General features: G+C 56.0%; 12 protein-coding genes. 4 read left to right on the forward strand and 8 right to left on the reverse strand.

The features are described from left to right. Nucleotides 1–130: 130 nt before the first annotated feature. The 3 genes from E8M78_RS13615 to E8M78_RS13625 form a co-directional block, all read right to left on the reverse strand. Entirely contained in the window at nucleotides 131–613 is a 483-nt protein-coding gene (locus E8M78_RS13615; RefSeq protein WP_137135537.1) for a BA14K family protein, read from the reverse strand. Between the two features lie 93 nt (nucleotides 614–706). Next, on the reverse strand, nucleotides 707–1,789 hold the full coding sequence (locus tag E8M78_RS13620; protein WP_137135925.1) for a hybrid-cluster NAD(P)-dependent oxidoreductase: 1,083 nt from the start codon (nucleotides 1,787–1,789) through the stop codon (nucleotides 707–709). A 5-nt stretch (nucleotides 1,790–1,794) separates the two neighbouring features. After that, the gene (locus E8M78_RS13625; RefSeq protein ID WP_137135538.1) at nucleotides 1,795–3,039 is read right to left on the reverse strand and encodes an aromatic ring-hydroxylating dioxygenase subunit alpha; all 1,245 of its coding nucleotides are present in this window, start codon (nucleotides 3,037–3,039) and stop codon (nucleotides 1,795–1,797) included. Nucleotides 3,040–3,343: 304 nt separating this feature from the next. Here E8M78_RS13625 and E8M78_RS13630 point away from each other — a divergent pair, with 304 nt between their 5' ends. The 3 genes from E8M78_RS13630 to E8M78_RS13640 are packed head-to-tail and all read left to right on the forward strand — an operon-like array spanning nucleotide 3,344 to nucleotide 6,422. Next, nucleotides 3,344–3,955, forward strand: coding sequence for a DUF6656 family protein (locus E8M78_RS13630; RefSeq protein WP_246658320.1), 612 nt, complete (start codon nucleotides 3,344–3,346; stop codon nucleotides 3,953–3,955). A gap of 46 nt (nucleotides 3,956–4,001) precedes the next feature. After that, a complete protein-coding gene (locus tag E8M78_RS13635; RefSeq protein ID WP_137135539.1) occupies nucleotides 4,002–4,982 on the forward strand; it encodes an L-threonylcarbamoyladenylate synthase in 981 nt (326 codons plus the stop codon). A 12-nt stretch (nucleotides 4,983–4,994) separates the two neighbouring features. After that, nucleotides 4,995–6,422 carry an FAD-binding oxidoreductase gene (locus E8M78_RS13640; protein ID WP_170973422.1) on the forward strand — a complete coding sequence of 476 codons (1,428 nt, stop codon included), beginning with the start codon at nucleotides 4,995–4,997 and terminating at the stop codon, nucleotides 6,420–6,422. 6 nt (nucleotides 6,423–6,428) lie between these two features. Here E8M78_RS13640 and E8M78_RS13645 read toward each other — a convergent pair whose 3' ends face one another. Continuing rightward, nucleotides 6,429–8,726: a DUF1217 domain-containing protein gene (locus E8M78_RS13645; protein ID WP_137135541.1), complete on the reverse strand. Its 2,298-nt coding sequence runs from the start codon at nucleotides 8,724–8,726 to the stop codon at nucleotides 6,429–6,431. A gap of 330 nt (nucleotides 8,727–9,056) precedes the next feature. Here E8M78_RS13645 and E8M78_RS13650 point away from each other — a divergent pair, with 330 nt between their 5' ends. After that, entirely contained in the window at nucleotides 9,057–9,623 is a 567-nt protein-coding gene (locus E8M78_RS13650; protein ID WP_137135542.1) for a DUF6101 family protein, read from the forward strand. A gap of 75 nt (nucleotides 9,624–9,698) precedes the next feature. Here E8M78_RS13650 and ubiA read toward each other — a convergent pair whose 3' ends face one another. The 4 genes from ubiA to E8M78_RS23545 form a co-directional block, all read right to left on the reverse strand. Beyond that, nucleotides 9,699–10,670: a 4-hydroxybenzoate octaprenyltransferase gene (ubiA, locus tag E8M78_RS13655; RefSeq protein WP_137135543.1), complete on the reverse strand. Its 972-nt coding sequence runs from the start codon at nucleotides 10,668–10,670 to the stop codon at nucleotides 9,699–9,701. 118 nt (nucleotides 10,671–10,788) lie between these two features. Continuing rightward, a complete protein-coding gene (locus E8M78_RS13660; protein ID WP_137135544.1) occupies nucleotides 10,789–13,623 on the reverse strand; it encodes a hypothetical protein in 2,835 nt (944 codons plus the stop codon). A gap of 71 nt (nucleotides 13,624–13,694) precedes the next feature. Continuing rightward, nucleotides 13,695–13,925, reverse strand: coding sequence for a hypothetical protein (locus tag E8M78_RS23315; RefSeq protein ID WP_170973423.1), 231 nt, complete (start codon nucleotides 13,923–13,925; stop codon nucleotides 13,695–13,697). A 60-nt stretch (nucleotides 13,926–13,985) separates the two neighbouring features. Then, the gene (locus E8M78_RS23545) at nucleotides 13,986–14,159 is read right to left on the reverse strand and encodes a hypothetical protein (protein ID WP_205910238.1); all 174 of its coding nucleotides are present in this window, start codon (nucleotides 14,157–14,159) and stop codon (nucleotides 13,986–13,988) included. Nucleotides 14,160–14,389: the final 230 nt, after the last annotated feature.

Consider the following 14,389-nt stretch of genomic DNA (forward strand, 5'->3'; position numbering starts at 1 on the left):
CTTGTCCGGGTTCAACTTGAGTGTAATCCGAATAGAGAAAGCTTACAAACCGGAAGCTGAACCGCTCATTAACAATTTTTTCAGATTTCCAGCAAACGGCCCGGGCCACTCTGACAACTGCCGTGGCAGATCAATAAGGAGAGTTGCAGTAGCGGCGCTCGCCCGCGCTATTGGCCACATAAGTATTGTCGTAAGCGCGGTAGGTTCTGTAGCGCTGCTGGCACCAGGCATAGTGGCGGGAACTCAATGCGCCAGCCGGGGCACCAGCCGGAGCCACCGCGCGCGGCGCAATCGTTGCACCGCCAATAATCGCACCAGCCGCGAAGGCTGCCAGCGGGAACCAGTAGCCATTGTGGTAGCGGTATCCCGAGCGACGTTCGCGGTAACCCCGATAGCCGTTGTAATAGCCGCCGCGATATTCCTGGCGGCGATCCCAGCGGCGGTCATAACCGCGATCCCAGCGGCGATCGAACTGGACGTTCACCACCGGTGCTTCTGCCGATTGCTTTTGCTGCATCGGCGCAAATGGCATGGCTTGCGCAGGCGAAAGTCCAGTCACGGTCACAACGAAGGCGATGGCGATAGCAGCCAGCTTTCTGGTGATGATACCCATTTTCGGTTTCCTCTGTTTCCTGGTTGGCCCTCTAACGCAATGGTTCGAAGGCCGGTTCCGCCAGCAGAGGCACGAAAGCGTGATCGGGCTCGATCAGGCTTCCACTTCGACATCCGTCTTTGGACGAGAGCAGCAGGCGAGAATATAACCTTCCTCGATCTCCTCATCGAGAATGCCACCATTGTGCGCCATATCCACCTCGCCAGACAGAAGCATGACGCGGCAGGTACCGCACAAACCGGATTCGCAGGCAGCGCCGATCCGGACACCGCTGGCGCGGGCCGTCTGCAAGACCGTGAAGCCGGGCTCGCACTTGCCGTCCTTGCCGGACATCGAGAAAGAGACCTTGTGCGCCTTGGCCTCTCCATCGGCGTTTGCAACCACCACGGGCAGTTCGGAAGCAACAGGCTGGAAGGCTTCCTCGTGATAGCGGCTCATATCGAAACCGGCGCTCTTCAGGCTTTCCCGCACCGTTGCCATGAAGGCTTCAGGCCCGCAGCAGAACACCGTACGCTCCAGAAAATCTGGCGCAAGAAGCGAGAGCTTGGCCTTGTCAATGAAGCCCTTGAGGCCTGCCCAAAGCTGCGAACGTCCGACCTGCTCAACGATGAAGCCGAGCTGGAAATGCGGCAGGTGGCGCGCGAGATACTCCAGTTCCCAGCGGCAGATGATGTCATCGGGCGTGCGGGCGCAGTGGATAAAACTGACATCGGTATCCGGCGTGCGGTCCGCCATGTCACGCGTCATCGACATCATGGGCGTGATGCCGGAGCCTGCCGAGATGAACAGATATTTCTCGCCCGGATGCTTCACATAGGAGAAATCGCCAAGCGGCCCGATGGCGCGGATTTTCATGCCCGGCTTCAGATTGTCGAACATCCAGCGCGTGCCGATGGAGTTCTTCTGCGCCTTGACCGTGACCGAGACCGTGTAGGGCCGCGAGGGACTGGATGACAGCGTATAGGTGCGCAGCACGGGCTCCGGCCCGACCGGAAGTTCCAGAGTAACGAACTGGCCGGGAAGATAACGGAACCAGTGGCCGGGATTTTCCGGCTTGAAAGTGAAGGTCATCACATCCGGCGCTTCGGGCGTCCAGGCAACAAGTTCCAGAAGATGGGTCCGGTCGGACCAGGGCCGCATCTCGTCAACATGCTTGTAAGGATGAATTGGCGCCATAATGATCAGGCCACGGCGGAAAGCTTGGTACGATCGCCCTGCAGGCGTTCCGTCATGAAGTTTGTGTACCATTCGACGAACTGCATGACACCACCTTCATGATCGGGCGAATAGGGACCTGGCTCATAGGCAGGCGAGCGGATGCCGAAAGCGTTTTCCTCAACGATCGAGCGATCCTGATCATTGGTCATCTGCCAGACATGAGTGAGCTCGTGCAGGTCGTAATCCACGCCTTCCACGGCATCCTTGTGCACCAGCCATTTGGTGGTGACCTGCGTTTCTTCCGCAGAAAGGGGAAGCACACGGAACGAGATCGCGTGATCTCCCAGCATATGGTTCCAGGTCGTTGGGTAGTGGAACAGCAGCATGGTGCCAATGTGGGAAATCTTCACGTCATCGGAGAGAGGACGCTTCACGGCCCGCTTGCCGCTCATGGTGTAGCTTTCGGCATCCTCGATCAGCGGCATGCGCGCCACGCGGAACTGGCCGCTCTGGTGCATGGTGAAGGTGCTTGGCAGGCCTGCCTGCTCGCAGCGCTGCCAGTGTTCCGAGATAAAGGGATCTTCAGCGGCCCCCTGAACGCCGGTTGCAGACGGCGCTTCCGGGTATGTACGGCAAAGCTCCGGGTGATTACCCGCGCAATGGTAGCATTCGCGGTTATTTTCCCAGACGAGCTTCCAGTTCCCCTTTTCGACAATGGTGCTTTCGAACGCGACCTTGCTTTCCCAAAGGCGATGCGGCGCGACATAGGGTTCGATGGTCTGGCGAACGGGTGCGAAATCCGGCGCCTCATCGGCCAGACAGATGAAGATGTAACCGGCCACGCTTTCGCAATGAACCTGCTTCATGCCGAACTGAGCCTTGTCGAAATCCTCGCCCATCTGGCGCGCGAAAACGAGGGAACCGTCCAGATCATAGGTCCACTGGTGGTAGGGGCAGACGAGCTTTGCGGATGCACCTTTTTCTGCGGTGCAGACCCGGTGGCCACGGTGGCGACAGGTGTTGTGAAAAGCCCGAATGACCTTGTCGCGACCGCGCACGATGACGACAGGATAATCGCCAATCTGCACGGTGAAATAATTGCCCACTCGAGGGATCTCGCAATCATGGCCCATGAACAGCCAATCGCGATACCAGATCATTTCCATGTCGAGACGGAAGTAATCCTGATCGATATAGAAGGGCTGTTCGAGACTGAAGCCCTCGCGGTGGTTCTTCAGCTGGCGCAGCACGGTTTCGCGAATATCCATCTTGCGTTCCTGTCGATCTGGAATGACCCTGAAATGTCGATACCAAATATAGCCGACAGCAGGTCAGCCACGACAGAGGGCATTGCGACATGCAGTTCCGCATTGACGACAGGAAAAACGACATGTCGCAGCAAGCGCATTCGCGAAACTGTCTCAAACATCCAATGACTTAAGTTACAAGACCGTCGCTTTCTGATGGAGTCGGACGACGCAAACAGGATAGGTTTGAAAATCAACAATCACGCAAGCCAGCGTTAAGGATCGTGCAATAAACTTTGGGCTGTACCTGATTGGAGAGCGTGGCGTGGAAGAGAAGAGGAAGTTCCGTTATTTCGATGCGGCGGCGCTCAAACCCTTGTTGCCGCAGACGAAGAAGGCGTCGCATTCCGAATTTCTGCGCACGGGCCGCATTTCCCGCGAAAAAGGCGACTGGCTGCCAGACGAGCGGCGCTACCTGACCTATGAAGAGGTTGCGGAACGCACGGAAAAAAAGCTGACGACAGCCGGGGAAACCACCCATGAGCGGCTGAACAATGTTCACAAGCTCATCCGCTTTCCGAAGATCATCTTCAGCAAGGCGCTGGATGAGCGCCCGCATCTCGGCTATTGCCATGTCACCACGGCCAAGACCCGCTTCGAGCGCAGTAAGCCTATCGTCTGGTCGTTCTACATCTGCAACTTTGCCGCAGACATCGGGGATAATGAAGAGTTCTTCCAGCACATTCGCACCGACTATTCCCGCATGTATTTCGCCGTTGCCATGCAGCAGGCAGCCGATGGTCGGATGGAAATCGACAAGAGCATTCGCGGCAATGGACTTCTGTTCAAGACAAGCGATCCTTCGGAAGCGCTGAAGAACGTGCTCGTTCTGGGCGCTCCGGACGAAACGGTGCGCGAGATCATCCGCAAGCTCTGAAAGAATTTGCAAGGCCGATGGATTTGGCGTTATTCACCAGATCATCATGGCTGCAACAATCATTTCCATCGAAAACGAACACGACCGAGCCCTGAAGGACGGCGTCTCCCGGCTGAGCGAAGGCTTGCCGATCGCCATTCCAACGGAAACGGTTTACGGTCTGGCGGCCGATGCGACAAATCCGAAGGCTGTGACGGCCATCTACGAGACCAAGGGGCGACCGCAGTTCAACCCGCTGATCTGCCATATGGCAGATCTTGCCATGGCAAAGCTGCATGCAGAATTCGATCCCATCTCGGAACGTCTCGCGCAAGCCTTTTGGCCGGGGCCCCTGACGCTGGTTCTGCCGCTTCTGGAAACAAGCCCCATCCACCTATTGGCGACGGCGGGGCTTGATAGCGTGGGCGTGCGCGTCCCGAAGGGGTTTGCCAGCGAACTCATCCGTGCTCTGGGCAGACCGCTGGCTGCACCAAGTGCGAACACCTCCGGCAAGATCAGTCCGACCAGCGCGCAGCATGTCGCGGATGATCTGGGAAACAAGCTCTCGCTCATCCTTGATGGCGGCAGTGCGCCGGTGGGTGTTGAATCCACCATCATCCGCGTTGAGGGCAAGCGCGTGCGTCTGCTTCGTCCGGGCGGCATTGCGGCGGAGGAGATCGAGGCGCTGCTGGGTCAACCGGTCGAGCGCCAGGAGGGTCCGGCACCGACAATCGAAGCGCCTGGAATGCTGGCTTCGCATTATGCGCCAGGGGCTTTCGTGCGCCTTAACGCCGTGGATGCGCAGGCTGGTGAGGCGCTGATCCGCTTTGCGGGTCAGCCCGTAACCGGAAGCGAGCATGCGCGCGCCATCTTCGATCTGAGCGCCTCTGGTGATCTGGCCGAGGCTGCCGCCAATCTCTTCGGCCTGTTGAAGCAGGCAGACGCCACAGGCGTTGAGCGAATTGCCATTGGCCCTGTTCCGGATCATGGGCTGGGAGAAGCAATCAACGACCGGCTGATGCGCGCTGCCGCACCTCGCGATACGTAAAGGATAGCGACTATGGATAGCCTCCTCTCCTCCGATCTGCTTTCCCGCTTTGCCGCAATCGTGGGCGAAGCCAATGTCATCACGGATGAGAAGGAGATGGCTCCTCGACTTTCCGAGAACCGAGGGCTCTACCATGGCCGCGCTGCCATGGTGCTGAAACCGGCTTCAACAGAAGAGGTTTCGCGCATCATGGCGCTGGCAAGCGAGACAGGAACGCCAGTTGTACCGCAAACGGGCAATACGGGACTGGTCGGCGGGCAGACGCCCTCGGAAGACGGCAAATCCATCATCCTGTCTCTGGAGCGGATGAACCGCATTCGCGACATCGATCCGCTGGGCAACACCATGGTGGTCGATGGCGGGTGCATTCTCGCCGATATCCAGAAGGCCGCGGAAGATATCGGGCGGCTGTTTCCGCTCTCGCTTGGCTCTGAAGGCTCTTGCCGCATTGCGGGCAATCTCTCCACCAATGCGGGCGGAACCGCCGTTCTTGCCTATGGCAATACGCGCCAGCTTTGCCTAGGGCTCGAAGTCGTCCTTCCGACCGGCGAAATATGGGACGGGCTGCGTCGCCTGAAAAAGGACAATACTGGCTACGACCTGCGAGATCTCTTCATCGGCGCGGAGGGAACGCTCGGCGTGATTACCGGAGCGGTGTTGAAACTGTTTCCACGTCCAGCAGGCCATCAGGTTGCGTTTGCGGGCGTGCCCTCACCGCAGGCCGCGCTCCAGCTTTTTGAGAAAGCATCCAACCTGTGCGGCACGGCGCTGACGGGCTTCGAACTGATGCCGCGGATCGGCATAGACTTCACAACCCGCCATATTCCGGGCGTGCGCGATCCGCTCGCCTCCCCTCACCCGTGGTATGTCCTGATCGACATCTCCACCAATGATTCAGCCGCGACAGCGGAAACCATGGTGCAATCCCTGCTGGAGCAGGGCTTCGAAGATGGCCTGGTGGAAGATGCCGTGATTGCTGCTTCCCTCGCACAGACCAAAGCGCTCTGGCACATGCGCGAAAGCATGTCGGATGCGCAGAAGCCGGAAGGTGGCTCGATCAAACACGACGTCTCCGTTCCGGTGTCGCGCATTCCCGAATTCATGGCACAAGCCGAGACGGCCGTGCTGGCGGCGATGCCGGGCGCGCGTATCTGCGCTTTCGGGCATCTGGGCGACGGCAATATTCACTACAATATCTCGCAGCCGGTCGGCGCCGACAAGGCTGCGTTTCTTGCCCGCTGGCGCGAGATCAACGCAATCGTCCATGCCATCGTGCTGGAAAAGGGCGGCTCGATCTCCGCCGAGCATGGCATCGGTCAGTTGAAGCGGGATGAGCTCGCGAGCATTCGTCCTGCAATCGAAATCGACCTCATGCGCCGCATCAAGCGGGCATTCGACCCGGCCGGGATCATGAACCCCGGCAAGGTGATCAACGTCTGAACCAGATTATCGCTGCGAGAGCGAATACAACAGGTCGGCGCTGATGCCGGACGCCGCGCCGGTTCCATTCAGGATGGAGAGAGCTGACGAGCTGGCGCTGGAATTCTGCTGGTCATACAACGCGGTGAACTTGCTGATCATCTTGGCGACCTTGTCGCTATCCTTGAGATCTGAAAGGGTCATGTACTTCTCGACAAGCGCCGCCTGTTTGTCGACATCCATGTTGCTGAAGCTTTCCGGCAGAGAGTAGGACACGCGGAAGAACTCGAGCAGCGCCGTATCGCCGAGAATATCGTAGGCGGAGGTGATCTTCGGCGACATGCGCTCGAAGTAGAGCGCCAGGCGAACGCCGGGATTGGCCTCGCCCTGCTGTTCTTCCAGCGTCTGCCGGTTATACTTGTTCTCGATCTCGATGATCTTGCCCTGGGACTGGACGCCGGTATTCACGTTGCGCGAAACATTGCCGCTCTTATCGAAATTGAACGATCCCAGAATCTCCGCCCAGACACCATCCTTCTGCTGGTTCACGAAGCTGTTGGGGTCCAAAAGATCGGAACTGAATACCTGCTTGAGGAAATCGCTGGAAACATCCTTGGGATCGACGCCGTAAGAGGTCAGAAGAACATTCACCAGACGGCTATCGCTCAAAAACTGAGACGCGGTTTCGATCTCCACCATCTGTTTCGAATAGTAGCTGACCTCCTCCTTGGCCTTTGTCTGCGCGGAGGTAAGTTCTGTGCCCTTGAGCAGACGCGTCTGCTGAATGGTATAAGCAGAGCCGATGGAAGTGATCGTTGCAGTGGTCTGGGCAATGACAGGAGATGTGGTTTTGCCATCCTTGCCGAAGTTGAACGCCTTGGCGAGTTGGAGATAGCGGTCGTCGCCAAGCGTGTAGACGAAGCTCTTCGTATCGTTGAGATCGCTGGTCAGCACCTGCCTGAGCGTGAAGGTGGACACCTGCGACGGGTCCAGACCCACAGCCTTGAGAGCAAATTCATAGGCATTCGGTTTACTCAGGAAATCATCGACCGAAGTGACGTCTGTCATCGCCGTCTTATAGAGCAATGCTGCCTGCTCATCGGCTTCATCCTGCGTATCGTCATAGCGGCTGAAGTAATAGTTTGACGTTGTCTCCTGCTGCTGGGCCGTCTGGGCGCTTCCCGCGGCAACGGTTCCGTCGGAGGCAAAATTGAAGGCTTTGGCCAGTTCAAGCAGACCGGGCTTCTCAGCAGCAAGCGTGTAAACCGCGCTACTGGTATCGTTCAGATCGCTTTTCAGCGCGCTCTCGATATTGGACCAGACTACGCCATCCAGATCGAACGCCTTGGTTATGTAGTTGTAGAGACGGCTGTCGGTCGAGAGATCCTCGATCTTCGTGACGCTGCCGATCTTCGATTTGAAATAGGTATCCTCATTGGTGGCGGTCGTGGTTGAGACACGCGTCTGGTTGCTCAGATAAAGCTCGTAGGTCGCCTTGGACTGATCGCTTGTCTGCGCACCACCCGTCGGCACAGTGCCATCAGCATTGAACTGGAAGGCATCCGCCAGCTTGTAGTACTGCTCGATCGTACTCAGCGTCTTCTCGTTGGCAAAAATCTGGTTGCGCAAGGAAATTCGCTCGTCGGGATCGTCTGATGCATCCACCTTGGCCTGGAGGTCCGCATTGGCCGCCGTCAGTTCATCCTTGCTAGGCTTCAGGTTCTGGTTGATGTAGCTGTTGGCATCGCTGGTATCGCTTGTCAGCACGCCTTTCAGAAAATCGCGCGAATAATAGGTCTCATCGAGACCATAGGCGGTAAACATATAGGAGCGCAGCCGGTCATCGCTCAACAGTTGATCGACGCTGGTGATCGTCCCCATCATAGCGTTGAAATATCCTGCCTCCACAGAGACGGATTCTTCCTTGGCGTCCATTGTCGCAGAATAAAGCCCGATCACATCGTCCATCTGATTGGACGTCTGAGCAACCGCGGAACTCGTGTTGTTGAAATTGAACGCTGCTGCAAACTGGCGGTAACGACTATCGCTCAAACGATTGGCGAAGCTCGTCTCATCGCTCAGGTCGCTTTCCAGAACCTTTTGCATGAAGGCCTTGGCATAGGTCATCTCGCCAAGACCAAACGCTTTCATGGCATAATTGTACAGCCGATCGTTCTCCATGAACTCATCGACGGTCTTCACCTTGGCGATGTTGGCTTCGTAATAATCTGCCTCCCGCGAAACCTCGGGCTGCTTGGCCACGCGATTCAGTGACGTATAAAGATCGCGATTGACGAGATCGTAGCTGAGAAAGGTCGATACCATTGCCGAGGCCTCTTACCCTCACGCGACGTTGTGAGACGCCACAATACATACGGAAACTTAAGGAATTGCTGCCGCAGTCTGTCACGTTTCCCTTGCCCGGACCTGTTGCATTTGAGCTTTTCGTATCAGACCCGCACTGAGATTACTGGATTCATTCAAATGAAACCTTGAGAAGTTGACATTCGCTAACCATCTGACGACGCTAGAATTTCTTAACCGCGATTTTTAAGTCGTTCTGCAAATACCCCGCCTATGTTGAGCCCACCAGAGGACAAAAGTCCCGGGAGATGACCGAAACGGCTCTCAGGTAAAACAAGGGTAGCATTCGAGATGACAAATACGGTTCTGAAACCCACATGGGCAGGTGCGACGCTGAGGCTCGACCCCGCGCGTTTCCCCCAGCAGATCACGTACGGGCTGCATGATGCCGCCGGCGATGTCACCATTACCATCGACGAACGCGGCGCAGTCCTGCGCAAGATCCTCCCCGAGAGCGGCCTGCCGCTTTCCTTCGCTCTTCCCGCTCGCGCCTTCAAAGGAGTCGCGGCTCGGGCTATCGATCATGGCAATGGCGAAGTGACCGTGACACTTGAACTCCATCACGAAGATCCGGACCTCTGCATTCCGCTGCTGGTGGCTCACGACCTGTGCGACATCGCAGCCGACTGGCGTAGCTGGTCGGAAGCTTTCCGCATTCCGATGCTGATGGTAGAGGCAGACGGAATCGCCCGTCCGCTGGAAAACCACCTCGGAAACATTCGGACCGGGGAAAGCAAGCAGCGCCGCCGTCACTCCTACTTTGCGGCTCGTCGGCCACGCTTCCTGGTTCGCCGCCAGACCGGCAGTCTGGGCGTTGCCATGCGCATCGAAGGCAAGGAAATCATCGCAAGACGTTGAATTTCCCATTTTTTATGAAAATTGCCCGGTCCTGACGCCAAACGTCAGCCGGGCATTTTCATATACGACATAGCGTCACAGGGCATTGCCGTTGTAATGCGCCAAGGCTGCGGTAAGGCCGACAAAGATGATGAAGCCCACCCGGTTGTTGAACTTGAACAGCTTCAGGCATTGATCAGGATTATCGATATCCAGCACCAGGATCTGCCAGGCCAGCATGACGGCGGCAACCAGCAGGCCTAGGTAGGCGAAAAGGCCTGCATGGGCGGTCGCAAAGGCAGCGATAAAGAAAATCAGCGACAAACCATAAATGGCCGATAGCCAGATCTTTGTATGTTCCCCGAACAGACGCGCGGTCGAACGGACGCCAACAAGCGCATCGTCCTCCTTATCCTGATGGGCATAGATCGTATCGTAGCCGATGGTCCAAAGGATTGCCGCAATGTAGAGCCACAATGCCGGCCAGCCGAGACTACCATAGACGCCAGCCCAGCCCATCAGCGCGCCCCAGGAAAAGGCCAAACCTAGGAAAAATTGCGGCCAATCCGTAAACCTTTTGGCAAAGGGATAGATCGCAACGATTGCGAGCGAGGCAAAGCCCAGCCAGATCGCAAATGTATTGAATTGCAACAACACGACCAGACCAACCAAGGCCTGAAGCACCATGAAGACCTTGGCCTGCAGACGCGAGACCCGGCCCGACGGAAGAGGCCTTGAGCGCGTGCGGGCAACCTGCAGGTCGATCTTGTGATCCACCAGATCATTATAGGTGCAGCCCGCACCGCGCATGGCAACGGCACCGATGAAGAACAGAAAGAGATGGACAAGCTTCAGCTCCAGTGAAAACCCGCCATCAGGAGCCCCATCGGCATTCGCGGCAAGGGCTGATGACCAGAAACACGGCCACATGAGAAGCTGCCAGCCGATAGGCCTGTCCCAGCGCGCGAGCTGTGCATAGGGCCACAGCCATCGCGGCAGGACGCGGTAGACGAAGTTATCGGAAGGAGCGTCGGCGACACGGCCGTTCAGATCAATGGGCTTACTCATGGCAGCCTTCTACAATATTGACCTGTCCGGCGGAACCAAATTCTACTCTGTTGGGTCACATCACGACACCAGCTTGACCCGCCGGATTACTCCGGCGGGTCAAGCATTGATTGCACTCTTACATCTGCGGGTTGGAACTGTACCGCGCCGCATATTTCTTATCATTCTCCGCCTTAACCTTGGCCCAGTCATATGGATTAGCGTCGTAGCCATATTGATAGGGTGCGTGAGACAGCTTCGACCGATCGTAGGAACCAGGTCCCCTGCCGATACGAGCATTTGGATGCTTATCCCAGTCCTTAGCATAGTTGTTCGGAACGTCGTTGCGGGTAAGTTTCCAGATGGAGTCGTAGATCGTGTCGCGATATTTGGCTTCGGCTTTGTTCTGCTTGATCTCCTGCCAGATCTGCAGCCCCAAAGTTACGAATTGTCCAATACCGGCCAGGACAAGGCCTACGCCAGTGCCAGCGCTGCCCGCCGTTATCGTGGTGAGAATTTGCGCGACGCGGGTGGCGCCGGTAGCGGACGCAACCGCCGCACCGGCGCTCAGACCGCTCAAGACCGCAGCGCCAAAATCTGTTGCAACAATGCCGGTTACGAAGACTTTTTCATGAGTGTCCATCTTTTTCCAGCCCCGGATCAACCAGTTCAGGTCCACACCCAACCACGCTGCATTGGCGATCAAGTCGACTCCGATTCCGACGCGCGCAATATTCGTCTTGCGCTTCTCGAGATAGGCAACCTGCTTGGCAGCAACTTCGTCACCAAAAGCTTCCAGGATCTTAAGCTCTCCAGTTGCTCCCTTCGCCTTAGGTGCCAGAGCGCCAGTCAAGATCATTCCCGCTCCCTGTATGGCCATCGCGCTTACGAAACCGACGTCGGTGGAATCCAGACGATCCTTTCCAACCGTAGCCCAAGCCATACGCATGCCCATGATGCCACCAGACATGATGCGGGTGGCATAATCGAGCTTTACAGGAGTATTGAAGACAGAAAACTCTTTCTTGTACTTGGTATTCATCAGTTTGGCCATCTCGTTGTAGAGACCCTGAACTGTGCCGCCAGGCTTCAGAAGACCGAACGCATCCCACATAACGCGAGTGATATTAGCCTTTAGCTCCATTCCCGCTGGTGTTGAGGCATCTCCGAGAGTACCTTTGGCAACTGCATTCGCCAAGGGCTCGAACAGAGTGTCCATCGCATCCTTGTCGCTGATGTCGTTAATGCTGTAATATGGCTGCTCGATCTTGGCCATGCCAATGCTCTGACCATAGTTGACCATGAGGCCAGTGAAGTCACGCAGGCTCGTCGCACCATATTTCTTGATCAGCGCAGCATCCCAAGCCCTCGTCTGCGTCTGGAACATGGAATTAAGATCATTGCTCGAGACAGTGACCGGCAGCTTCGTCTGGCCACTGGCGATACCTTTGCCTTCAAAGCCGATGGCCATACCCGTTAGACGTTCAAGACCGGCCATGCCCATCTTCGAGATGCCGCTGTCAGGCAATGCTGCAACAGGGGAGTTGCCATTCCCAATAGGGCGAGTATTATCCCGTCCCGCTGAATAATTAGCCATTTTTGACGTAAGAACAGATCCGCGAACCATAGCCTTTATGCCCGCAGCCAGCAAACCGCCTTGCCCCTTATTTGGGCCCGCTCCCTTGTCGATTTCCGCCTGCAGGGAGCCCAGACGCGAGTCCAAAACAGCGTCATCAAGTTTACCTTGATCGGCAAGTTCGATGAGGGTGCGCGATTCGGAAATCAAAGTCTTTGTGAAGCCATCCTTGACCACGGCAGAAGCGGTGCTCAATTTCGAATTCGCCATATAACGTGCTGATGAAAGCAGCGTAGAGTTCAGCGCATCATCTTTTACGCCAAGCTTGCGCAGTTCGCCAGCATTCGCTGCGCTGGCGGTCAATCCTGAGTAACCGCTTACAACCCCGCTCGTCTTGAGATCCGTCAACATGTTGCCGTAATTACTGCCGTTGATGAGCGGCGTGATGCTACCAAGATTGCCAAACTGGCTGGCTGACATCTTCCCAAGCTTTGCAAGATTTATCATTCCTTGCATCGATGCTTTTGCATCAGGAAGAAGCGGAGAAACGTGCTGTGAGTAGAAGCCGTTCAAACTATTCTGGGCCGCATCTCCATTTGCCTGCATAAACTCATTCGAGAGTACAGAGCCAAATGTACTGAAATAATTATTGAACCCCGTCAGAATACTAAGTTCGTTCCCCTTCTCCTTGCCTGCGTATTGCTTGAAGTAGCCACCATCAATGATGTCAGTCTTGAACGCAGTCTCCAAGTCGGTCTTGAGAGTGGCAACGGATGCCTTGTATGCATCGCCGTGATCGGCGTCAGCATCGAACGTCTCGCCATTCAGGACACGCTTGTAAAGATCAAGCGTTATCTGCGTTACCTTCGATGCCACTTCCGGATCAGCGGCAAGGGTCTGCATCGCCTGATCCAGGTCCTTGTTGATTTCATCGGCGTTACGCTGCGGACGCGACTCACCCATCTTGCCCTCGACGAGGGCTTGCAGATAGCCGGCAAAATTGGATTTCGCCTTCAGAAGCTCCGCGTAACGGGCGACCTTCTCATTCAGGCTGTATTTCTCCGGATGCTCATAGATATCCATCCCATCAAGATTGCGCCTGGTCTTGCCATCGTTGAACATGGCATCAAACTGATGCAGAATTTCATTCTGGATTTTCGGGTCCGACTTCTGAAGAATGGAAAAGAGTTTGGCAGTGCCGGAACCAGAAATAGTCGCATCAACTTTCTGACCGTTTATACTGTTACTTCCCTGTGCCTCCAGAAGTCCGGACGATCTGTCACTGATTGGATTGCCGCTTTCATCGTAACCAAGCAGCCTACCATCCGTACTGGGGTTATAGGTCGCCGTTCCTTGACCAGTTCCAGTACCGGATGAACCGTCTGCAGCGAGCTTCATAACAACGCCGGATGCTCCAGATCCAGATCCAGTGCCTGTTCCAGTCCCGGATGAGCCGTCTACAGTGAGCTTCAGAACATCGCCGGATGCTCCAGCACCCGTTCCGGCTCCCGTTCCAGTTCCCGCACCCGTTCCGGATCCCGTTCCAGATCCAGCGCCCGTTCCGGCACCCCTTCCGGATCCCGTTCCAGATCCAGCGCCCGTTCCGGCACCCCTTCCGGATCCAGCGCCCGTTCCGGCACCCGCTCCAGTTCCAGCACCCCTTCCAGTTCCAGTTCCAGAACCCGTGCCAGTTCCAGCACCAACTTCCAATTTGCTGACGACCGGCGTACCTCCTGAAGGATTAAATGGTGAGACTTTTTTTACGGTAGCCGGACGTGTCGACGCAGTTCCCGAGCCTTTTGATGCCGCCCCGCCATTGGACTGACCACCGGAAGCCGCGCCACTTCCAGCACCAGACCCTCCACTGGAGCCGGAACCGCTTCCAGAACCAGTAGTTTTTTTGGATGTCCCTTTACCGTTGGTCGTATCGTCATTCACATTCGAAGATGTCGACGCAGAAGTACTCGTCGTCGCCAAACGTGAAACTTTTGCCATGCCATCGTCCCTTCAGGCACAAAAATCGGAATTGACAAAAAAGTTTCATAAATCCTTAACACTGTCAACATTACCAAGTAAATCTCAATAAATATTCAAATTGAATCATTCATTTTAGCCATTTTATACAACAGTTAGAGAGAAAATATTTTATATATTTTTCAAATTA

The sequence above is a fragment of the Rhizobium sp. FKY42 genome, assembly GCF_005222835.1.
In the GTDB taxonomy this organism is placed as follows: domain Bacteria; phylum Pseudomonadota; class Alphaproteobacteria; order Rhizobiales; family Rhizobiaceae; genus Neorhizobium.

Excerpts from the sequence above, each read along its gene's own strand:
- E8M78_RS23545 (WP_205910238.1), bottom strand. The coding sequence starts at position 14,159 with ATGACGATACGACCAACGGTAAAGGGACATCCAAAAAAACTACTGGTT.
- E8M78_RS13620 (WP_137135925.1), bottom strand. The coding sequence starts at position 1,789 with ATGGCGCCAATTCATCCTTACAAGCATGTTGACGAGATGCGGCCCTGG.
- E8M78_RS13640 (WP_170973422.1), top strand. The coding sequence starts at position 4,995 with ATGGATAGCCTCCTCTCCTCCGATCTGCTTTCCCGCTTTGCCGCAATC.
- E8M78_RS13660 (WP_137135544.1), bottom strand. The coding sequence starts at position 13,623 with ATGAAGCTCGCTGCAGACGGTTCATCCGGTACTGGAACTGGTCAAGGA.
- E8M78_RS13625 (WP_137135538.1), bottom strand. The coding sequence starts at position 3,039 with ATGGATATTCGCGAAACCGTGCTGCGCCAGCTGAAGAACCACCGCGAG.
- E8M78_RS13635 (WP_137135539.1), top strand. The coding sequence starts at position 4,002 with ATGGCTGCAACAATCATTTCCATCGAAAACGAACACGACCGAGCCCTG.
- E8M78_RS13645 (WP_137135541.1), bottom strand. The coding sequence starts at position 8,726 with ATGGTATCGACCTTTCTCAGCTACGATCTCGTCAATCGCGATCTTTAT.
- E8M78_RS13615 (WP_137135537.1), bottom strand. The coding sequence starts at position 613 with ATGGGTATCATCACCAGAAAGCTGGCTGCTATCGCCATCGCCTTCGTT.
- E8M78_RS13650 (WP_137135542.1), top strand. The coding sequence starts at position 9,057 with ATGACAAATACGGTTCTGAAACCCACATGGGCAGGTGCGACGCTGAGG.
- ubiA (WP_137135543.1), bottom strand. The coding sequence starts at position 10,670 with ATGAGTAAGCCCATTGATCTGAACGGCCGTGTCGCCGACGCTCCTTCC.